The sequence below is a fragment of the Solwaraspora sp. WMMA2065 genome, assembly GCF_030345075.1.
Taxonomy (GTDB): domain Bacteria; phylum Actinomycetota; class Actinomycetes; order Mycobacteriales; family Micromonosporaceae; genus Micromonospora_E.
On the sequence record NZ_CP128361.1, the window covers coordinates 3,504,819 to 3,526,343 of the forward strand.

A 21,525-nucleotide genomic window follows, 5' to 3' on the forward strand; every position below is an offset into this window, starting at 1 on the left:
AGTCTCGCCGGTGTACCAGACGTGCGGGTGGTTGACCCCGCGCTTGACCTACCTCAGGTTGAGCCCGGGAAGTCCCGGGGCGAGGCGCGCCTGCCCGAGCGCACGGACCCGGAGCGGGGGCGTGCGCGGCGCGCTGTTGCAACGTTTGTAAACCGGGGGTACGAGGACCGGCTCGGCGCTCTACGGTGTGCCAACAAGCTACGTCCGCACCCCGGCCGGAGGCAATAGCTATCAATCGATGCGTTTCGACGCGTCGGACGGCGGGACGGTCGATGCGCGGACCGCCAGCGTCGGGCGGAACCCGATCTCCCGGTGAGCGTGCCCCGGCCTGGCCTCGTCCAGCAGCAGTTCGGCGGCGGCCCGGCCCAGCCGATACTTCGGCTGGCTGACCGTGGTCAGCGCAGGCGCCAGCCGGCGGGCGAACGGCAGGTCGTCGTAGCCGACGACCGAGATGTCCGCCGGCACCCGGACACCGGCTGCGGCAAACCCGTCCAGCAGGCCCAGCGCCGCCGTGTCGTTGAGACAGACCACCGCGGTCACCGGCGGGGTCGCGGCGAGAATCAGCGCCGACGCCGAGGCGGCGGCTTCGACCAGCGGCGGCGGATGCAGCGGTACGCGGACGTCCAGCAACCCCGTCGCCGGGTCGAGACCGGCGGCGGCCAGCGCCCTGCGTACGCCGTCGCGACGGCGGGCCACCGGCCCGGCGTCCCGGGTGCCGCCGAGGAACGCGATCCTGCGGTGCCCCAGCCCGACCAGATGCTCACCGGCCAGCCGGCCACCGGCGACGTCGTCGACCGCGACCGCGCACAGGTCGAGCCCTGCGCGCGGATGGTCGATCAGCACGACCGCCATCCCGTGCCGACTCATCCACAGCAGCGGCGCCGGGTCCGCACCGACCGGCGCGATGATGACGCCCCGTACGGCCTGGGTCTGCAGCAGTTTCAGCAACTGCCGCTCCTTGGCCGGGCGCAGGTCTGTGCTGCAGGCCAGCACCAGACAGCCGTGCTCGGCGAGCTCGTCCTCGATGCCCCGGTTGACCTCGGCGTAGAACGGGTTGGCCAGGTCAAGGGTGACGCTGGCGACGATCGGGCTGGGCCGGCCGCGCAACTGCCGGGCCGGACCGTTCGGCACATAGCCGACGGACTCGATGACGGCCTCCACCCGGCGGCGGGTCGCTGGCGCGACGATCGACGGTCGGCTCAGCACGTTGGCCGCGGTGGAGACCGATACGCCAGCGGCCCGAGCGACCTCACGCATGCCGATCCGCCGTACCGGTACGTCCCTGGGCACCACGGTCCCCTCCCGCCCGTCGCTGGGTCATCGCAGGTGGCACGCCTGATGTTCGGACAGCTGCCGGTAGTCCGCAAAGTGAGTCCACAATAGTCAATACATGGACGGCCGCGACAGCCGCCGACCGGGTCGATGTCCGCCGACGAATATCCGCCCGGTGCCCGGGCACCCGGTGGCACGATGGCAGCATGATGACGATCGGCATGCTCGGCGGCATGAGCTGGGAAAGCAGCGCGCACTACTACCGGCTCGCCAACGAACTGGTCCGCGACCGGCTGGGTGGGCACCATTCGGCACGGTGCGTGCTCTACTCGGTCGACTTCGCCGACGTCGAACGACGGCAGGCGGTCAGTGAGTGGGACGAAGCCGCCGACCTGCTCGCTGACGCGGCCCGGCGGGTCGAAGCGGCCGGTGCCGACCTGCTGCTGCTGTGCACCAACACCATGCACAAGGTCGCCGATCAGGTCGCCGCCGCAATCGACATCCCGTTGCTGCACATCGCCGACGTCACCGCTGACGCGGTCCGCAGCCACGGGCTGCACACGGTCGGTTTGCTCGGCACCGCCTTCACCATGGAGCAGGACTTCCTACGCGAGCGGCTGGCCGGCCATGGCCTGACAGTCCTGGTGCCCGACGCCGCAGACCGCAAGATGGTCCACTCGGTCATCTACGACGAGCTGTGCCTCGGAGTGGTCAGCGAGTCGTCCCGGGCCAGGTACCTGAAGGTGATCGAGCGGCTGATCGCCGCCGGCGCGCAGGGCGTGGTGCTCGGCTGCACCGAGATCGAGCTGCTGGTCCGTCAAGAGGACACCCCGCTGCTGCTCTTCCCGACCAGCCGGCTGCACGTCGCCGCCGCCGTCGACCAGGCGATCGTTGCCGAAGCAACGGTCACCGCCTGAGCTGTGGCGGGTCCCGCCAGCGGGCGTCCCCCGGCGGGTCGACGCCCGCCGGGGGACCGGAACCGGCGGTTCAGACGGTACGGGCCAGTCGGTCGGCGAGCAGCTTGGCGAACCGGGCCGGGTCGTCCAGCTCACCGCCCTCGGCGAGCAGCGCGGTGCCGTACAGCAGCTCGGCGGTCTCGGCCAGCGCCGGATCGTCGGCGCGGGCACCGTACGCCTCACGCAGCCCGGTGACCAGTGGGTGGGTCGGGTTCAGCTCCAGAATCCGCTTGATCTTCGGCCCGTCCTGGCCCATCGCCCGGTACATCCGTTCCAGCGCCGGGGTCATGTCCGCGGCGTCGCCGACCAGGCAGGCCGGCGAGGTGGTCAGCCGGGTGGAGAGCCGTACCTCCTTGACCTGCTCGTCGAGCGTCTGGCCCAGCCAGGACAGCAGCGGGGCGTACGTTTCCTTCTGCTGTTCCCGCTCCGGGTCGGACTCGGCGGTGTCGTCGTCGCCGGCCAGGTCGACCTGGCCCTTGGCGATCGACCGCAGCTTCTTGCCGTCGTAGTCGGCGACCGACTCGACCCACATCTCGTCGACCGGGTCGGTGAGCAGCAGGACCTCGTACCCCTTGGCCTTGAACGCCTCCATGTGCGGGGAGTTCTCGATCATCGTGCGGGACTCGCCGGTCATGTAGTAGATGTCCTCCTGACCGTCCTTCATCCGCTCGATGTACCCGGCCAGAGTGGTCAGCTGCTCCGGATCGTGGGTCGAGGCGAACGACGAGATGTCCAGGATCGCCCGCTGGTTCTCGTAGTCGTTGAGCAGGCCTTCCTTCACCGCCCGGCCGAGCTGGGTCCAGAACGTGCGGTACCGGTCGGCGTCGTTGTCCATCAACTCCTTGAGCGAGGAGAGCACCTTCTTCACCAGCCGCCGCCGGATCAGCTGGATCTGCCGGTCCTGCTGCAGGATCTCCCGGCTGATGTTCAACGAAAGGTCCTGCGCGTCGACGACACCCTTGATGAACCGCAGGTACTCCGGGATCAGCGCCTCGCAGTCGTCCATGATGAACACGCGCTTGACGTACAGCTGCACGCCGCGCCGCGCGTCCCGCATGAACAGGTCAAACGGCGCCTGCGCCGGCACGAACAGCAACGCCTCGTACTCGAAGGTGCCTTCGGCCTTCATGTGGATGATGTCGAGCGGGTCGTTCCAGTCGTGGCTGACGTGCTTGTAGAACTCCTTGTACTCGTCGTCGGTGACCTCGGAACGGGGCCGCGCCCACAGCGCCTTCATCGAGTTGAGGGTGACCACCTCGCTGGTGGTCTCACCGTCGGATTCACCGGGACGCTCGGTGGTGGTGCGGATCGGCCAGGCGATGAAGTCCGAGTACCGCTTGACGATCTCCCGGATCTTCCACTCTTCGGTGTAGTCGTGCAGTTGGTCGTCCTTGTCCTCGGGCTTGAGGTGCAGGGTGACCGTGGTGCCCTGGGGCGCCTCGTCGAGCGTCTCGATGGTGTAGGTGCCCTCGCCGGACGACTCCCAGCGGGTCGCCTCGGTCTCCCCGGCCCGCCGGGTGGTCAGGACGACCCGGTCGGCGACCATGAAGGTGGCGTAGAAGCCGACGCCGAACTGCCCGATCAGCTCCTGCGCGGCGGCTTCCTTGGATTCCTTCATCTTGCGCAGCAGCTCGGCGGTGCCGGACTTGGCGATGGTGCCGATCAGGCTGACCACCTCGTCCCGCGACATGCCGATGCCGTTGTCCCGCACAGTGAGGGTGCGCTGTTCGCGGTCGGCCTCGACCTCGATGTGCAGGTCCGACGTGTCGACGTCGAGATCCTTGTCGACCAGCGCCTGCAAGCGCAGTTTGTCCAGCGCGTCGGAGGCGTTCGAGATCAACTCGCGCAGGAAGATGTCCTTGTTCGAGTAGATTGAATGGACCATCAGCTGCAAGAGCTGGCGCGCCTCGGCCTGGAACTCACGCGTCTCGACCCCGGTGCTCACCTGGATTCCCTCCTGGAGACGAATTGCCGTCGGAAGCATGGCTTCCACCGAGAATCGTACGGTCCGGGTCTGCCGGATACCCGGCCACCTCGGTCGCCTTGAGCGTCGCCCACACCCGCTCGCCGCGACGCAGGTCGAGGTGCGCGGCCGCCGCCGCGGTGACGTCCGCTCCGACCGGTAACGGCCCGGCCAACTCGACCCGCAGCCGGTCGCCGTTGCGGGCGACACTGCTGACGGTGGCCGGCCACGAGTTGCGCGGGCTGCCGTCCGGACGCTGCCGGTAGAGCGCCACCGCCGACGGTGGGAACGCCACGAACACGTCGCCGCGCTGTGGCTCGGCGGCGACCAGCCGGAAGCCGCCGGGCAGCGTGACGCTGCTCCCGTCCCCGCTGCCCCGGTAGAGGTTGAGCCCGACCAGCCGGGCCACGTAGTCACTGCGCGGGCGGGCGGTGACGGTGGCCGCGTCACCCGACTGCACCAGCCGGCCGTTCTCGACGATCACCAGCCGGTCGGCGAGCATCATCGCGTCCAACGGGTCGTGGCTGACCAGCACGGCGACGCCGGTGTGCGCGGCGAGGTGCTGCCGCAGGTGGGCGCGGGTCTCCGCGCGGGTCCGGGCGTCGAGCGCGGCGAGCGGCTCGTCGAGCAGCAGCAGTTGCGGGCGTACGGCGAGCGCCCGGGCCAACGCGACCCGCTGCGCCTGCCCGCCGGACAGTTCCCGGGGCCGGCGGCGGGCGTGCCCGGTCAGCCCGACCCGGTCCAGCCAGCCAGCCGCCGTGTCGCGCGCGACGCGACGCGGCACGCCGTGGCTACGCGGCCCGAACGCCACGTTGTCCAGCGCGGTCAGGTGCGGAAACAGCAGATAGTCTTGGAAGACCACGCCGATCGGCCGGTGCTCCGGTGCCACCAGCAACCCCGCGTCCGGCTGGTCCAGCGTCCGGTCGCCGAGGCGCAGGTGGCCGGCGTGCAGCGGCTGCAGTCCGGCGAGGGCCCGCAGCGCCGTGGTCTTGCCGGCGCCGTTGGGCCCGAGCAGCGCGACCACTTCCCCGGGGACGACGGTCAGCCGCAGGTCGAGGGTGAACCCGGTGCGGCGGACCACCAGATGTGCGTCGAGCGCCGCCGCCGGCCCCGGGTCGGGGACGGGGTCGTCGGCCCGTCGCCGCGTGGTCACCGCAGACCACCGACCCAGCGCTCCCGCAGCCCGGCGAGAATCACCACTGACACGGTCAGCAGCAGCAGGCTCAGCACGATCGCGGCGTCGAAGTCCTGCTCCAGGGCGAGGTAGACGGCGAGCGGCATGGTCTGCGTACGGCCGGGGAAGTTGCCGGCGAAGGTGATGGTGGCACCGAACTCGCCGAGCGCCCGCGCCCAGCACAGCACCGAACCGGCGGCGATCCCGGGGCCGACCATCGGCAGGGTGACTCGGCGGAACGTGGTCCACCGGCTGGCCCCGAGGGTGGCGGCGGCCTCCTCGTACCGGGGGTCGGCACCGCGCAGCGCGCCCTCGACCGCGATGATCAGGAACGGCATGGCGACGAACGCTTCGGCGAGCACGACGGCGGTGGTGGTGAACGGCAGGGTCACCCCGAACGCGCTGTCCAGCCAGCCGCCGACCAGGCCGCGCCGGCCGTAGACGAGCAGCAGCGCGACGCCGCCGACCACCGGCGGCAGCACCAGCGGCACGGTGACCAGGGCGCGGATCAGGCCCCGGCCGGGAAACCGGGTGCGGGCCAGCAACCAGGCCAGCGGTACGCCGAGCAGCAGGCAGAGCACGGTGGCGGCAGTGGCGGTCAGCAGGGACAGCCGCAGCGCGTCGAGGACGCCGGGCGCGGTGAGCCGGGCCGGCAGCTGCGCCCACGGGGTACGCAGCAGCAGGCCGGCCAGCGGCAGCGTCAGGAAGGCCAGTCCGGCCAGGGCGGGCAGGGCGAGGAAGACCGGCGGCCGCCGGTCGGTGCGGCGACGTCGCCGGCTGACGGCGGGCGGCGCGGGCGTGGTCACGGACGCTGGAAGCCGGCGTCGGTCAGGTCGGCCTGGCCGGCGGCGGAGCGGACGTACCCGACGAAGGCCTCCCCGGCCTGCGGGTTGGTGGCAGCAGCCAGGGTGACGATCGGGTATTCGTTGATCGCCTGGCCGGACTCGGCGAACTCGACGGCGTCGACCTCGTCGGCGGCGGCGGCCGCGTCAGTGCGGTAGACGACGGCGGCGTCCACCTCGCCGAGGCGGACCTTGGACAGCGCGGCGCGGACGTCCCGTTCGAAGGTTACCGGGACGAGGTCGCTGCCGGCGGCGTCGAGCGCGGTACGGGCGGCCGCCCCGCATGGCACCTGCTCAGCGCAGAGGGCGACCTTGACGCCGGACCTGGTGAGGTCGGCCAGCCCGGTGACGCCGGCCGGGTTGCCGTCCGGCACCGCGATGACCAGCTGGTTGCGGGCGAAGACGGCCGGTTCGCTGGCTGCCTCGCCTGCGGAGACGACCGTTGCCATGGTGGCCGGGCTGGCGGCGGCGAACACGTCGGCGGGTGCCCCGGCGGTGATCTGCTGGGCTAGCTGGGAGCTGCCGGCGAAGCTGAAGGTGACGGACACACCGGGGTTGGCCGCCTCGAAGTCGGCCCCGATTCGGGTGAACGCGTCGGTCAGCGAGGCGGCGGCCAGCACGGTGAGTGGGCCGGTGACGCCGGCTACGGCGTCGTCCCGGCTGTCGCCGGGCGCCGCCGCAGGGCCGGTGGCGCAGCCGGCGGCCAGCAGCGCGGTGGCGAGAACGGTGCCGTACGTCCGCCGGTGAGTCGTCGTCACGCGGACCAGCGTATATACCGCAGAAGCGAGGCCGGATACCGTCGCCAGGCAGCTGGCAGGTGCGATGACCTCGGTCCGACCGGTCCCACGCTGGCGAGTGCCCCGCCAGGTGTCGACGGCCGCCGCTCGGCGAATTCTGGCCGGACGTCGCCGATTTCCACCGATCCGGCGTCGTGAGCGATACAACCAGCCGGCCGTGTTGCCAATATCTGACACCGGCCTGACGTCGTCGCTGATTGTCGCTGCTCGAACTCCGGAGGTATAAACGATTCGCCGCGCCGCACACTGGCGGAGAGCCATGTCGTCGCGCCATTGCCCGCAACCTGACAGATCCTGATCTGGAGATCAGATGGCCAACTTCAATGCTCGACGTGACATCAAGATCAACGAGCAGATCATCTTCGAGCAGTCAGGCGGTACGGAGGATCTCGGCGGCGTCGTGGCGTTACAGGAGGCGTTGGAGCGACTGGGCGAGATGCTCGCCAACGCTCGGTCCCGAGGCGAACTGGCCGAGGCAGATTACGCTGCGGCGCAGCGCGAGTTGATCTGCGCACAGCAACAACTTCCTGCTGATGATCGGGAAGAGCAGCGTGCGCTGCAGGCCGCGCTGACCCGGATCGGGAAGATTCTTCCCGGTACGCTGGCGATCAGCGCGAACGTGGCGACGATCCTGGGTTCCTTCGGGGCATGAGCATGCCGACCGGGGCCTTCAGTCAACCCGTGCAGCAGCCACGGCAGCCGACCGACCGGAACCTGTACGCCGCTCGTGACATTAACATCGGCAAACAGGTCCTGATTGAGAACAAGACATATCAGGTCAACCCGCAGGCCTCTTTCGAGGAGCGGCTCGCGGCCGCCGAGCGGATGCTCCGAGGCGGTGTAGTCACTTCCGCCCGCGAACTGCTCCGAGATCTGATCACCTCGCCGCAGTCGTCCAACAAGGTGGTCTACTACTACCTCGTCGCGGTGCTGAGCGGCCGAACGGTGGACCACCTGTCTGATGATGAGTTCCGTACGATCAACGGACAGGCTCAGCTCACCAAAGACCGACCTCGCGACGAGTGGACCGAAGCACTGGAAACCGTCGAGATGATGGTCGCAAACTCAACTCAGCAGGCAGCCGACGAGTCCCAGATCAGCATACACCGCATCCTGGACCGCTTTCAGAAGCTTGACAGTAAACGACGAGAGGAAATAATCCGGCACCTGGACATGATTCTGTCCGGGCAGCTCCAGGATCTGCTGGATGCCAAGCTGGCTGGCGAGATAAGCACCCAAAGGATGGGAGACGGCCGCCGCGACCGGGTCTGGATGTTCTTTGAGCCGATCCCGCTGGCCCCGCAGCCGATGCCGGTCGCCCCGGAAAAGAGCAGACTCGACGCCTGGATCCGGCTTGGGCTGGGCCTCGCCGCCGTCGGCGGCGGCGTAGCCCTCGCCCTCCTGACCGCCGGAAGGCAGAGTCTCGGCGGCAGCGCCCTGGTCACGCTTCTTTGGCTTGCCGGCGGCGCGGGCATCGCGTTGTTTGGTCCCCGGCACGACTGGATGCGCCGCCGCCTCGCCCGCAGCGAACGAGAGTTTAGCTCGTACGCCGACACGCTACCGGCCGGCTGGTCCGCGCCACAGCCGTTCAGCTCCGTTCTCGAACGCCTCGTCAGCGACAGTTTCGCAAGCTTCCGCCCCCGAGAACGACTGTCCGACGTGCAGTGGGCCGGGCTAACTGTCGGCATCCGCGCCACCCTTCGTCGCGATCTCACGCTGTTGTACGGCTACCCCGACGCGGACGTGGCAAGGATCCGGTGGCTGGTGCGGTGGTACGCATGGCGCGCCGCCGACCAGTGGCGGCGTGGCAAACTGGCGGAGTTCCGCGAACGGCTACGTGTTCCCTTTTCAGTGCGTGTCGGTGTTTCCTCGGGATGGACAGCCTTCCACATCGCCACCGTTACCGCCGTGATTCTCGGAATGTTCGCCATGCCGTGGCACGCACTGCTCGCAGCGATGCTGCTCGTCACGGGTGAGTGGGTATCGTGGAAGGCGCTGCTGACCCTGCAGTCGGAGCGGATCCGCTACGCGGAGGAGAGCCGGGAGTCCACTGCCCGACTGGCTGCCGAGCGGACCGAGTTCGGCCGATGGTCGCAGGTGCTCGCCGACCGGCCGTCCGACGAGGAGATGGCCCGCTGGCTCGACTATGACAAGGTCTTCATCCGAATGGAGGTGATGCGCGACTACGGGTTGTCGAACCGCGACGTCATCACGCATGTGCTGATGACCCAGGAGGCACCGGACGCATTGCGCGCCCGGGTACTGCACGGGCCACCTCGTTACTCGAAGTACGAGATGATCCTCTTTCTATTGAGTCAACGCGGCGTCCGCCAGGTCGCCATGTCTATGGATTTCGCCACCGGAACGCTGAGCAACGAAAGCCGACAGACGTTCCGGTACGACATGATTGAGTCGGTACGGGTAGATGAATTCGGCCTCCGACTTTCCGACGGACAACGCAAGCTTCTCTCACCTCAGGAGGCAGGCGCATTTGGGCCGCACGTGAACAAACTCGTAACCCGCCAAGCATTTAACCTCAACCTCGCGGGGGGCCGCGAAATCAACGTACTGGTCGAGAACTTCGAGAAGGGTTTCCTGGGACCGGAGGAGAACCTTGCACGGCTGCGGCAGCTGGCGCTCAGTTCCTCCGGCATCAGCTCCGCGATCCGAATCCTGGAGTCGGTTTCCGCAGACGGACGGGACTGGATCACCGACGAGCAGCGGAGGCTGCGGCGGAGGCTCCAGCTCGATAGCAGCGGCGACACGGCGAAGGCCCTCCCGCCGTCCTCTGACGGCGACGACCGTGACGGCGGCCCGTGGTCCACTTGATGGTGTGACCGTCACGCAGACCGCCGAACCCCCCGTCGCCGACCGCCGGTTGCCCCGGCTCCGCCTGCTCTGGTCGTTCGCCCGGCCGCACCGCCGCGCGCTGGGCCTCGGCCTGTGCCTCGCCCTGGTCGGCTCCGCCGCCGGCCTCGCTACGCCCATGGTCACCAAATGGGTGCTGGACACCCTGACCGGGGCGGCGTCGCTGCGCGGCCCGGTGCTCGCGCTGCTCGGTCTGCTCGTCCTGGGTGTCGTGATCTGGCTGTGGCAGTGGATCCTGCTCGGCACCGTCGGTGAACGGGTGATCCTCGACGCCCGCCAGTCGATGGTGCGCCGACTGTTCCGGGCCACCGTGCCGGCCGTCACCGCCCGGCCCACCGGCGAGTTCGTCACCCGGGTCACCTCGGACACGGTGCTGCTGCGCGAAGCCGCCTCGTCGAGCGTGATCGGCCTGATCAACGGCTCGGTGAGGATGGTCGGCACTCTGGTGCTGATGGCAGTGCTCGACCTGGTGCTGCTCGGCGCCACCGTCGCCTCGGTGGCCGGGATGACCGTCCTGTTCAGCCTGTTGCTGCCGGGCATCGCCAAGGCACGCGAACGCGCCCAGGAGCACGTCGGCAAGTTGGGTGCGGCGCTGGAGGGCACGTTACGGGCGATCCGCACGGTCAAGGTGAGCCGGGCCGAGCAGCGCCAGTCGGAGCGGATCGTCGGCGAGGCCCGCGAGTCGGCCCGGCAGAGCATCGCGGCCATCCGCCGCGAAGCCCTCGCCTGGACAGTCGCCTGGGCCGGCATCCAGTTGGCAATCATCACGATCCTCGGTCTCGGCGCCTGGCGGGTCGGCACCGGCGCGCTGCCGGTCTCCAGCCTGATCGCGTTCCTGCTGTACGCGTTCGGGCTGATGGAGCCGGTCACCACGCTGAGCCGGCACCTCACCGCGCTGCAGTCCGGGATCGCCGCGGCCGGTCGAATCCGGCAGGTCGAGGCGATGCCGGCCGAGGCCGACCCGGCCGTTACCCCGGCACCGGGGACAAGCCCGCAGCCGGCTGCCCGCCGGGCGGGTCGGGCGACCGACGACACCGACCGGCCGGTACTGGAACTGCGGCAGGTCACCGCCGGCTACGGACCCGACCTACCGGCCGCGGTACGCGACATCGATCTCGCCGTGCCACGCCGTGGGCACCTGGCCATCGTCGGCCCCTCCGGCGCCGGCAAGACCACCCTTTTCTCGCTGATCCTGCGGTTTCTCGCACCGCAGCAGGGCGAGCTGCTGCTCGACGGTCGACCGTACCCGTCGCTGGGCCACGAGCAGGTCCGGAGCCGGTTGGCGTACGTCGAGCAGGACACCCCGGTGATCCCCGGCACCATCCGGGAAAACCTGCTGTTCACCCATCCGGACGCCACCGACGGGGAGATCCACCGCGCGCTGCACGCGGTCCGGCTGACCGAGAAGATCGACTCGCTCGGCGACGGGCTGGACACCCTGCTCACTCCGTCGTCGATGTCCGGCGGGCAGCGGCAGCGGATCGCGCTGGCCCGGGCGATCCTGCGGCGGCCGGACGTCCTGCTGCTCGACGAGGCGACGGCCCAGGTCGACGGACTCACCGAGGCGGCCATCCACGACTGCATCCGGGAGCAGGCCGGCAACGGCGCGGTGGTCACCATCGCGCACCGGCTCTCCACCGTCATCGACGCCGACACCATCGTGGTGATGGACAGCGGGCGGATCCGGGCGTACGGCGACCACGAGACGCTGTCGGCCACCGACGAGCTGTACCGCGACCTGGTGGAGGCGCTGCGGATCGCCCAGGCCGGCGGAGCGGCGAACGGTGACCGCGTCGGCGGGTCTGCGGACGGTGACCGCGCCGGCACCGGGGAGCTGGTGCCGAGCGACGTGGGCTGACCCGACGCCGAAAGCGACCGACGACGCCGGCGGGGGGGCACGGCGGGCTGCTCCGTTTCATGCGCACCGCCGGGGGTACCTCGTCGGCCGGGAACGGAGGTTGCCACGATGGCGGATCGGCAGGTACGCGCGGTCGACGCGCTGCTCGACCGGCAGGGCCGGACGTTCAGCGTCGAGGCGGGTATCGCCCTGGCCGACCGGCCGGCCCCGCTGTACCAGCTGCTGGTGCTGGCCACCCTGCTCAGCGCCCGGATCTCGGCCGGGGTCGCGGTCGCCGGCGCTCGGGAACTGTTCGCGGCCGGCTACCGCACACCGGCGGCGATGTGCGCGGCCGGTTGGCAGGACCGCGTCGACGCGCTCGGCCGGGGCCACTACCGGCGGTACGACGAACGGACCGCCACGATGCTCGGCGACGGAGCCGAACTGTGCCACCAGCGGTGGGGCGGTGACCTGCGGCGGCTGCACGCTGAGGGCGGTGACGATCCGGCCGTGCTGCGCCGGTTGCTGACCATGTTCCCCGGCATCGGCCCGACCGGAGCGGACATTTTCCTGCGCGAGGCGCAGGCGGTCTGGCCCGGACTACGTCCGTACCTGGACAAGCGGGTGGTGACCGGGGCCCGCAAGCTGGATCTACCGACCTCACCGCGGCGGCTGGCCGCCCTGGTGGGTGAGCGCGACCTGCCCCGGTTCGCCGCTGCCCTGGTCCGGGTCTCGCTCGGCGGTGACGCCGGACGGGTCAGCGGGCCGGGCGAGGGCTGACCGGGCCGGACGCCGACTCACCCGGCCGACGCCGGTCGAGTGTGCGCCGGGCCGGCGCGTCCCGGATCGGGGTGAGGATGTCGCCGATCAGCGCGGCCATCGCCGGGGACGGTTCCAGCTGCAGCTCCCGCAGGGCCAGATCGCGGTACGCGTAGAAGGCGTGCAGCGCCTCGTAGGCGTTGCCCTCGGCGAGATGGATCTGCACGATCAGCCGGTGTGGGGTCTCCCGCAACGGTTCGGCACCGACCGCTTCCAGTGCGGCCTGCAGCGCCTCGTCGTGCCGACCGGCGTCCAGATGGGAGCGGGCGATGTGCTCGAGCAGGTGCAGCCGCAGCTGCCGCAGCCGTTCCCGTTCCAGCAGCACCCAGTCGTCGTACCAGCCGGGCAGCAGGTCGTGCCGGGCGGCGGTGAGCACCGCGTCGGCCAGTCGCGGATCCCCACCGTCGCGCACCCGCGCGGCGGTCCGGACCAGGTCGTCGACGTCGACCTGGACCCGATGGTCGAGCCGGACGGTGTCGCCGGCGGTCCGCAGCGGGCAGTTCGGCTCCTGACGCAGCCGCCACAGTGCGGTACGCAGCGAGGACAGTGCGCGGTCCTCGGCGGCTTCCGGCCAGAGCAGACCGGCCAGGTGGGCACGGGTGGCGCCGGGTCGCAGCCCGATCACCGCGACGATCCGCTGCAGTCCACGGGGGATCAACACGGTCTCGTGCTGGTGGAGCAGACGGAAGCCGCCGAGCAGCAGCAGCCGGACTGATGCCCCCGCGTTGCCTGCCTCTGACGTCACGGCCGAACCTCCTGCACACGTCAGTCACCGGTCGCCGCCCTTGCATCACGTCATCGCGTCACGAAGATTATCAATCATGGTTACTCTCAGTCAACATTCAGTCGACTACCCGATTCGCTTGACCCACCGACCCCATCCCATCTGACCTGGCATTTTGCAACCCCGATGGCAGCTGGAGCGATACCGACGCACATCGAGAGCGATCACGCACTGTACTCACAGGCCGTGACCTCGGCGTCACCAGTGAACGGTGCCCCGGACGGCACGGACAACGCGCCGGTGACGCCGACGGCGGCAAGGTTGGCCAGGACCGGGCCCGACACCGCTGGGAGGAACCATGGATCGCTCGCTGATCATCGCCAAGGTGGTCCCCGACGCGGAGCAGCAGGTCGCGGAGATCTTCGCCGAATCGGACCTGACCGACCTGCCCCACCTGGCCGGGGTACGGCACCGGTCGCTCTACCGGCTGCACGACCTGTACGTGCATCTGATCGAGACCGCCGAGACCGGACCGGACGCGGTGGCCGCCGCCCGGCGACACCCGGAGTTCGACGAGGTCAGCCGCCGACTCGCCAGCTACATCAGCCCGTACCTGGCGACCTGGCGGTCACCTCGGGACGCGATGGCGCACCGGTTCTACCACTGGGACGCACCCACCGGTCGGCCCCGATGACCGCCGTCGCGGCCCTGGGCCGCAACCGCTGGCTGCGCTGCCACGCCTGCCGCGCACTGGTCTACCGGCGACGGATGCGCCGCAACCTGGAGGTCTGCCCCGAGTGTGGAGACCACCAGCGGTTGACCGCGGCGGAACGGATCGGACAACTGGTCGACCCGGACAGCTTCACCAGGCTCGCCGACCGCGCCGCCGAGGTGGACCCGTTGGGGTTCGTCGACTCGATGCCGTACCGGCGACGGCTGGCCGAGGCGCGGGCGGCGACCGGCATGGCGGAGGCGGTGTTGTGCGGCACCGCCCGGATCGGCGGGCATCGGGCCGTCCTGGCGGTGATGGACTTCCGGTTCCTCGGTGGCAGCCTCGGCTGCGCCACCGGCGAGTTGATCACCCGCGCCGCCGAGGAGGCACTCGCCGCCCGGGATCCGCTGGTGCTGGTCACCGCCTCCGGCGGGGCGCGAATGCAGGAAGGCGTCCTGGCGCTGATGCAGATGGCGACGGTCAGCTGCGCGATCGCCGAACTGCGCGCCGCCGGACTGCTCACCGTCAGCGTCGTCACCGATCCGACGTACGGCGGCGTCGCCGCCTCGTTCGCCACCAACACCGACCTGGTGATCGCCGAACGCGGCGCCCGGATGGGGTTCGCCGGCCCCCGGGTGATCCGGGAGACGATCCGCCAGGCGTTGCCCCCCGGTTTCCAGACCGCGGAGTTCCTGCTCCGGCACGGCCAGGTCGACATGGTCGTCGAACGCCACGACCTACGCCCCCGGCTGCGCGCCCTGCTCGCGCTGGCCGCGGGTGGCCGGGCCGGAGCAGGTCCGCTGGCCGAACCGACGGTGCCGGGATCCGGGCCGATTCCGCGCCCCAGGCCGACGCACCGGGCCGACGCGACGCCGACCGCCTGGCAGTCGGTGCGTACCGCCCGGGACCTGGCCCGGCCGACCACTCTGGACTATCTGCGGACGGCGTTCGACGGCTTCGTCGAGTTGCACGGCGACCGGCTCGGTGCGGACTGCCCGGCGATCGTCGCCGGACTGGCCCGGCTCGGTGACCAGCCGGTCGCCGTCATCGGGCAGCAGAAGGGCCACGACCCCCGGGAGATGCTGGCCCGCAACTTCGGCATGGCCAGCCCGGCCGGCTACCGCAAGGCGTTGCGGGTGATGGGGCTCGCCGCCCGGCTCGGACTACCGGTGGTCACCCTGATCGACACCCCGGGCGCACATCCGGGGGTCGACGCGGAGGAACAGGGCCAGGCCGCCGCGATCGCCACCTGCCTGCGCACCCTGGCCCGGCTGCCCACCCCGGTGGTCGCCGTCGTCACCGGCGAGGGCGGCAGCGGCGGAGCGCTCGCGCTGGCCGTCGCCGACCGGGTGCTGATGCTGCAGAACGCCGTCTACTCGGTGATCAGTCCCGAGGGTTGCGCCGCGATCCTGTTCCACGACCGGGCCGCCGCACCCCGGGCCGCCGCCGCGCTCCAGCTCACCGCGCCCGACCTGGTACGCCTCGGCGTCGCCGACGGCATCGTCGGCGAACCACCGGGCGGCGCGCAGCGGGATCCGGCCGGCGCCGCCGACCGGGTACGGGCGGCGCTGACCGCCGCGCTGTCCGACCTGCTCGCCGTGCCCACCACCGACCTGCTGCGTCGACGTTCCCGCCGGTTCCGCCGGTACGGGGCAGGCACCGTCGATGCCGCCGTACCGCAGCCCGACACCGACCGGACGATCCAGGTGATGCCGCGATGACCACTGCCGCCGCCAACGGAACACCGGCCGGGCCGGAGCCGGCCGGCCAGCTGCGCCGGCTCGCCGAGCAGACCCGGACGCTGGTCGGTGAACTCACCGGTCCGCTGCGCCGGGTCCAGGTCCGGCACGGCGACACGGTGATCGAGATCGAGTGGCACGACCGGACGACGTCGGTCGCGGCCACGCCGTCGCCCCCGGCCGACGCGTCGGCGACCGGACCGACCGCACCGGCGGCGGACCAGGCCGCGCCAGCGGCCGGGCACCGGATCGGATCACCGATCGTCGGCACGTTCTACCGGGCCGCGGAGCCCGGCGGAACGCCGTTCGTCGAGGTCGGCGACTCGATCGAGCCGGGTCAGGTGATCGGGATCGTCGAGGCGATGAAGCTGATGAACGAGATCACCACCGACCGGCCAGGTGTGGTCGTGGAGATCCTGGCCGGCGACGGCGATCCGGTCGAGTTCGACCAGCCGCTGATCACCGTGGCACCGGGCTGAGGAGGCGGTGACCGTGTTCGAGAAGATCCTGATCGCCAACCGGGGAGAGATCGCGCTGCGGGTCGCCCGGGCCTGCCGGGAACTTGGCGTACGGACCGTCGCGGTGCACTCCACCGCGGACCGCGACTCGGCGGTGGTCCGGTTCGCCGACGAGGCGGTACAGATCGGCCCGCCGCCGAGCCGGGCCAGCTACCTCAACGCGGCGGCGATCGTCGAAGCGGCCCGGCGCACCGGTGCCCAGGCCGTCCACCCCGGATACGGCTTCCTCTCCGAGGACGTCGACTTCGCCGAAATCTGCGCGGAGAACAGCCTGGTCTTCATCGGGCCGCCGCCGCAGGTCATGCAGGCCCTCGGGGACAAAGCCAAGGCCCGGGACGTGTTCGGGGCGGCCGGCCTGCCGCTGCCGCCGGGCAGCCGGGAGCCGGTGCCCAGCAGTGCCCACGCCGCCGCAGTCGCCGCCGAAACCGGCTATCCGGTCATCATCAAGGCGGCGGCCGGCGGCGGTGGGCGGGGAATGACAGTGGTCACCGACGAAGCGGACCTGGCACCGGCGTACCACCGGACCCGGCAGACCGCCCGGGCGGTCTTCGGCGACGACCGGGTCTACCTGGAACGGTTCCTCACCCAGGCCCGGCACGTCGAGGTGCAGGTGCTCTGCGACGGCCACGGCAACGGGGTGCACCTGGGCACCCGGGACTGCTCGGTGCAGCGGCGGCATCAGAAGCTGATCGAGGAGGGTCCGGCACCGACGCTGCCGGCAGCAATGCTCGACGAGATGGCCGCAGCGGCGCTGCGCGGCGCGCTCGCGGTCGGCTACGTCGGCGCCGGCACCTTCGAGTTCCTGGTCGACGAGCACGACCAGTTCCACTTCATCGAGATGAACTGCCGGATCCAGGTGGAGCACCCGGTCACCGAAATGATCACCGGGGTGGACCTGGTGCAGGAACAGATCCACATCGCCTGCGGTACGCCGCTGCGGCTGCGCCAGCCGGACATCCGGCCCCGGGGCGTCGCGGTCGAATGCCGGGTCAACGCCGAGGACCCGCAGCGCGGGTTCACCCCGACCCCCGGCCGGCTGGACCGCTTCGAGATCCCCGGCGGCCCGTTCACCCGGGTCGACACCCACGGTCACACCGGGTACGTCGTCGGACCGCACTACGACCCGCTGCTGGCCAAGGTGGTGGTCTGGGCACCGGACCGGGAACTGGCGCTCAACCGGATGGAACGCGCGCTGAGCGAGTTCGAGGTACGCGGGCCCGGCGTCCACACCACCATCCCGTTCCTGCGCCGGGTGCTGGACGACGCCATGTTCCGCAAAGGACGGCTCTCGACCGGCCTGGTCGGCCGGCTGCTCGACGAGCCGTCGCAGATCCGTACGGCCTGACCACACACGCCCGAGGAGGAGCGGATGAGTATCACCGATGATCAGCAGAAGGTCACCGCCGCGGACATCACCGCGATCCTGGTACGCAACTGCGGGCTCGACCCGTCCGGTGCCGCCGACGCCCCGGCATCATCCCTGGCCGAACTCGGCCTGGACTCGCTGGCATTGCTGGAACTTCAGGCCGTGGTGGCCGACCGGTACCAGGTGCGGATCCCGCCAGACAGCGCGGACCTGACCATCGTCGAGATCGCCGAGCTGGTTGCCAGCGAACTCACCGGCGACGACGACGCCGGAGCTGCCTTGGACACCGGCCCGGCCACAACGGCCGCGGCGGACGCCACCGGACAGCCCCCCGGACACACCGAGAACAGCGTGGTGATCGCCGCCCCGTTGGACCTCGTCTGGGCGGTCACCAACGACGTCGACCGGTGGCCCGACCTGTTCACCGAGTACGCGTCGGTGCAGATCGTGCACCGGCACGGGGACACCGTGCGGTTCCGGCTGACCATGCACCCGGACGAGAACGGAACGGTCTGGAGCTGGGTCAGCGAACGCACCGCCGACCGGAGCCGCCGCCGGGTGCTGGCCCACCGGGTGGAGACCGGACCGTTCGAGTACATGCGGATTCGCTGGGACTACGCCGAGGTCCTGGGCGGCACCCGGATGACCTGGGTGCAGGACTTCGCAATGCGACCGGCCGCGCCGCTCGACAACGCCGGCATGACCGAACGGATCAACACCAACAGCCGGATCCAGCTGGACATCATCCGCGACCGGATCGAAACCCTGGCCCGCACCGCAGACCCCGTCGGAGGCACCCCATGAACGATCCACGGCTCGTCGCCGCCCGCGACCTCGCCGCCGACCGGCGACGCGGCGGCGAACTCCGGGTCCTGCTCGGCCCACGCACGGTCGGCAGCACCTCCGGCTTCCTCGGCCTGGCGGTGCTGCGCCCCGGCGAACGCATCGCCGAGCACTACCACCCCTACAGCGAGGAATTCCTCTACGTCGCGCGCGGTGAGATCGTCGTCGACCTGGACGACCTGCCGGTGGCGGTGCACCGCGCCGAAGGGCTGTTCGTGCCGATGAACACCCGGCACCGGCTGCGCAACGTCAGCAAGGCACCGGCCGAAGTGGTCTTCCACCTCAGCCCGCTGGCGCCGCGCCCCGAACTCGGCCACGTCGACACCGAAGGACCGGCGGTGCTCGGTCCCGGTCCGGACGCCGCCGCCGGCCCGGGTCCGAACGGTGCCAGGCCCGGCCGCCGGCCGGTGCCGCGCACCCGGACCACCACACCCAACGGACACCGGCCGTGACCGCGGCCGGGTCGCCCCGGCGTACCGTCGTCACCGGGGTCGGGGTGGTCGCCCCCGGCGGCACCACCCGGGAGGCGTTCTGGGCGACGATCACCGCCGGGCGTACCGCGACCCGCCGGATCACCGTCTTCGACCCGTCCCCGTTCCGGTCCCAGATCGCCGCCGAATGCGACTTCGACCCGGCGGACGCCGGGCTCGGCCCGCGCGAGCGGCGACGGGCCGACCGGTACGTCCAGTTCGCCCTCGCCTGCTCGATCGAGGCGGTCGCCGACGCCGGGCTGAGCCTCGACGACGCCGGCCGGCAGCGGGCCGGGGTGGCGCTCGGCTCGGCGGTCGGCGGCACTGTGGCATTGGAACAGGAGTACGTGGTGGCCAGTGACGCGGGCAGCCACTGGCTGGTCGACCCGGACTGCACCATGCCGTACCTCTATCAGGCGCTGGTGCCCAGCAGCCTGGCCGCCGACGTGGCCTGCCGGCACGGGCTGCACGGGCCGGCGCAGGTGATCTCCACCGGCTGCACCTCCGGCATCGACGCGATCGGCTACGCCCACCAGTTGATCGTCGACGGGGACGCGGACGTGATGCTCGCCGGCGCCGCCGACTCGCCGATCTCCCCGGTCACCGTCGCGTCGTTCGACGCGATCGGGGCGACCAGCCCGGACAACGACGACCCGGCGCACGCCAGCCGGCCGTTCGACAACGACCGGCACGGATTCGTACTCGCCGAAGGGGCCGCCGTGCTGATGCTGGAGGAGCTGGACCACGCGCGGCGGCGCGGCGCGCGGATCTACTGCGAGATCGGCGGATACGCCACCCGCAGCAACGGCTACCACATGACCGGGCTGCGCCCGGACGGCGCGGAGATGGCACTGGCCATCGTGGACGCAATGAACCAGGCCCGGCTCAACCCGGACGACGTGTCGTACGTCAGCGCACACGGCTCCGGCACCCGGCAGAACGACCGGCACGAGACAGCCGCGTTCAAACGGGCGCTCGGGGACGCGGCGTACCGGGTGCCGGTCAGTTCGATCAAGTCGATGATCGGGCATTCGCTCGGCGCGATCGGCTCGATCGAGATGGCGGCCTGCGCGCTGGCCATGGCACACGGGGTGGTCCCGCCGACCGCGAACTGGCGCACCCGCGACCCGGAATGCGACCTGGACTACGTCCCGAACACCGCCCGTGAGCTACCGGTCGACGTCGCGTTGTCGGTCGGCAGCGGATTCGGCGGATTCCAGTCGGCGATGGTCTTCGCCCGACCGGACAGGACAGTACGGTGAGCGCCGACGGCCCCCCGGCCGCGCTGCCCGGTCAGCGGGCCGCGGTGCCCGGGCGGCGGGCGGTGGTCACCGGGATCGGCGTGGTGGCGCCGACCGGGCTGGGTGCCGACGCGCACTGGAAGGCGACCCTGGCCGGGCAGGTCCGCACCGGGCGGATCACCCTGTTCGACCCGGCGCCGTACCCGGTCACCCTGGCCGGCGAGGTGGCCGACTTCGACGCGCTACAGTGGACCGACAACCGGCGGGCGGTGCAGACCGACCGGTGGACCCATCTCGGTTTCGCCGGCACCCGGCTGGCGCTGGCTGACGCCGGGCTGCCGGACACCGCCGACGACCCCGACCGGTACGCGGTGGCGCTGGCCAGCTCGTCCGGGGGCAACCTGTTCGGCCAGCGGGAGCTGCAGCGGCTGTGGAGCCGGCCCGGCCGTACCGTCGGGGCGTACCAGTCGATTGCCTGGTTCTACGCCGCCAGTGTCGGCCAGCTCTCCATCGCCCACCAGTTCAAGGGCGCCTGCGGGGTGCTGGTCGCCGAGGCGGCCGGTGGGCTGGACAGCCTGGCGCACGCCGCCCGGACCATCCGCCGGGGCGCCGACGTGGTGCTGGCCGGTGCCACCGAATGCGCGCTGAGCCCGTACGCGCTGGCCTGCCAGCTGCGGAGCGGGCTGCTCAGCACCGGCACCGACCCGGAGTCGGCGTACCTGCCGTTCGACGTCGACGCCGCCGGCTACCTGCCGGGTGAGGGCGGCGCGGTGCTGGTCGTCGAGGAGCTGGGGCACGCGTTGGCCCGGGGCGCCCCGGTGATCTACGGCGAGGTCGCCGGCTGGGGTGCCAGCCACGACGCCCGGCACACCGACCGGCACACCGGCGGGGACGCCGACCAGTACGCCCGGGCGATGCGCCGGGCGCTGGCGACCGCCGGGGTGGCTCCGGCGCAGGTGGACGTCTGCCTGCCGGACGCGCTCGGCGTACCGCGTTTCGATTGGGCCGAGGCGCGGGCGGTGCGGGCGGTCTTCGGCCCGGCGGCGCCGCCGGTGACCACGCCGAAGCCGTTGACCGGGCGGGCACACCAGGGCAGTGCGGCGCTGGATGTGGCGACGGCGCTGTTGGCGCTGCGGCACCGGCTGCTGCCGCCGACCGCCGCACCGCGCCGCCCGGCACCCGGCTGCGACCTCGACTTCGTCCGTACGCCACGGGAGTGCGCGGGGCACGCCGCGCTGGTCGCCGCCCGTGGCTTCGACGGCTTCAACAGCGCCCTGCTGCTGCGCCGCGACCCGGACTGGGAATGATCAACTATTACCCGTGCGGCCCGCTCCCGACCGCCCTAGGAACCGTCACGGCGAACCGTCGGCCGGCAAGCGCCTCG

18 protein-coding genes and 1 pseudogene are annotated in these 21,525 nt (G+C 71.2%); 13 read left to right on the forward strand and 6 right to left on the reverse strand.

Features of this window, described 5'->3' with window-relative positions:
* Window positions 1–231: 231 nt before the first annotated feature.
* A complete protein-coding gene (locus O7610_RS15840) occupies window positions 232–1,257 on the reverse strand; it encodes a LacI family DNA-binding transcriptional regulator (RefSeq protein WP_289211267.1) in 1,026 nt (341 codons plus the stop codon).
* Between the two features lie 221 nt (window positions 1,258–1,478).
* Here O7610_RS15840 and O7610_RS15845 point away from each other — a divergent pair, with 221 nt between their 5' ends.
* Window positions 1,479–2,189, forward strand: a complete 711-nt coding sequence (locus O7610_RS15845; protein ID WP_289211268.1) for an aspartate/glutamate racemase family protein — start codon at window positions 1,479–1,481, stop codon at window positions 2,187–2,189.
* A gap of 70 nt (window positions 2,190–2,259) precedes the next feature.
* Here O7610_RS15845 and htpG read toward each other — a convergent pair whose 3' ends face one another.
* The 4 genes from htpG to modA are packed head-to-tail and all read right to left on the reverse strand — an operon-like array spanning window position 2,260 to window position 6,965.
* A complete protein-coding gene (gene htpG, locus O7610_RS15850; RefSeq protein ID WP_281555698.1) occupies window positions 2,260–4,113 on the reverse strand; it encodes a molecular chaperone HtpG in 1,854 nt (617 codons plus the stop codon).
* 34 nt (window positions 4,114–4,147) lie between these two features.
* Complete coding sequence (locus tag O7610_RS15855) at window positions 4,148–5,344, reverse strand: ABC transporter ATP-binding protein (protein ID WP_281551511.1); 1,197 nt, start codon at window positions 5,342–5,344, stop codon at window positions 4,148–4,150.
* Complete coding sequence (locus O7610_RS15860; RefSeq protein ID WP_281551512.1) at window positions 5,341–6,171, reverse strand: ABC transporter permease; 831 nt, start codon at window positions 6,169–6,171, stop codon at window positions 5,341–5,343. The genes O7610_RS15855 and O7610_RS15860 overlap by 4 nt, the downstream gene beginning before the upstream one ends.
* Window positions 6,168–6,965, reverse strand: coding sequence for a molybdate ABC transporter substrate-binding protein (gene modA / locus O7610_RS15865; RefSeq protein WP_281551513.1), 798 nt, complete (start codon window positions 6,963–6,965; stop codon window positions 6,168–6,170). Before modA ends, O7610_RS15860 begins: the two co-directional genes overlap by 4 nt.
* Before the next feature lie 349 nt (window positions 6,966–7,314).
* Here modA and O7610_RS15870 point away from each other — a divergent pair, with 349 nt between their 5' ends.
* From O7610_RS15870 to O7610_RS15885, 4 genes are all read left to right on the forward strand, one after another.
* Window positions 7,315–7,656, forward strand: a complete 342-nt coding sequence (locus O7610_RS15870; protein ID WP_281551514.1) for a hypothetical protein — start codon at window positions 7,315–7,317, stop codon at window positions 7,654–7,656.
* Entirely contained in the window at window positions 7,653–9,833 is a 2,181-nt protein-coding gene (locus tag O7610_RS15875; protein WP_281551515.1) for a hypothetical protein, read from the forward strand. The genes O7610_RS15870 and O7610_RS15875 overlap by 4 nt, the downstream gene beginning before the upstream one ends.
* Before the next feature lie 4 nt (window positions 9,834–9,837).
* Complete coding sequence (locus O7610_RS15880) at window positions 9,838–11,730, forward strand: ABC transporter ATP-binding protein (RefSeq protein ID WP_281551516.1); 1,893 nt, start codon at window positions 9,838–9,840, stop codon at window positions 11,728–11,730.
* A 108-nt stretch (window positions 11,731–11,838) separates the two neighbouring features.
* A complete protein-coding gene (locus O7610_RS15885; protein WP_281551517.1) occupies window positions 11,839–12,489 on the forward strand; it encodes a hypothetical protein in 651 nt (216 codons plus the stop codon).
* Here the strand turns inward: O7610_RS15885 and O7610_RS15890 are convergent.
* Window positions 12,467–13,273, reverse strand: coding sequence for an AfsR/SARP family transcriptional regulator (locus tag O7610_RS15890; RefSeq protein WP_281551518.1), 807 nt, complete (start codon window positions 13,271–13,273; stop codon window positions 12,467–12,469). The genes O7610_RS15885 and O7610_RS15890 overlap by 23 nt on opposite strands.
* A gap of 337 nt (window positions 13,274–13,610) precedes the next feature.
* Here O7610_RS15890 and O7610_RS15895 point away from each other — a divergent pair, with 337 nt between their 5' ends.
* The 8 genes and pseudogenes from O7610_RS15895 (at window position 13,611) to O7610_RS15930 (ending at window position 21,448) form a co-directional block, all read left to right on the forward strand.
* A complete protein-coding gene (locus O7610_RS15895; protein ID WP_281551519.1) occupies window positions 13,611–13,946 on the forward strand; it encodes a TcmI family type II polyketide cyclase in 336 nt (111 codons plus the stop codon).
* On the forward strand, window positions 13,943–15,685 hold the full coding sequence (locus O7610_RS15900; RefSeq protein WP_281551520.1) for an acetyl-CoA carboxylase carboxyltransferase subunit alpha: 1,743 nt from the start codon (window positions 13,943–13,945) through the stop codon (window positions 15,683–15,685). The genes O7610_RS15895 and O7610_RS15900 overlap by 4 nt, the downstream gene beginning before the upstream one ends.
* Window positions 15,682–16,182, forward strand: coding sequence for an acetyl-CoA carboxylase biotin carboxyl carrier protein (accB, locus tag O7610_RS15905; RefSeq protein WP_281551521.1), 501 nt, complete (start codon window positions 15,682–15,684; stop codon window positions 16,180–16,182). The genes O7610_RS15900 and accB overlap by 4 nt, the downstream gene beginning before the upstream one ends.
* A 13-nt stretch (window positions 16,183–16,195) precedes the next feature.
* Entirely contained in the window at window positions 16,196–17,566 is a 1,371-nt protein-coding gene (locus O7610_RS15910; protein ID WP_281551522.1) for an acetyl-CoA carboxylase biotin carboxylase subunit, read from the forward strand.
* A gap of 24 nt (window positions 17,567–17,590) precedes the next feature.
* Entirely contained in the window at window positions 17,591–18,391 is an 801-nt protein-coding gene (locus O7610_RS15915) for an SRPBCC family protein (protein WP_281551523.1), read from the forward strand.
* Window positions 18,388–18,759: pseudogene (locus O7610_RS15920) on the forward strand (cupin domain-containing protein); the annotation flags it as partial. The gene O7610_RS15915 and the pseudogene O7610_RS15920, both read left to right, overlap by 4 nt.
* A 119-nt stretch (window positions 18,760–18,878) precedes the next feature.
* Window positions 18,879–20,162: a beta-ketoacyl-[acyl-carrier-protein] synthase family protein gene (locus O7610_RS15925; RefSeq protein ID WP_281551524.1), complete on the forward strand. Its 1,284-nt coding sequence runs from the start codon at window positions 18,879–18,881 to the stop codon at window positions 20,160–20,162.
* A gap of 44 nt (window positions 20,163–20,206) precedes the next feature.
* Window positions 20,207–21,448, forward strand: coding sequence for a beta-ketoacyl synthase N-terminal-like domain-containing protein (locus O7610_RS15930; RefSeq protein WP_475048423.1), 1,242 nt, complete (start codon window positions 20,207–20,209; stop codon window positions 21,446–21,448).
* The last annotated feature ends 77 nt before the right edge of the window (window positions 21,449–21,525 follow it).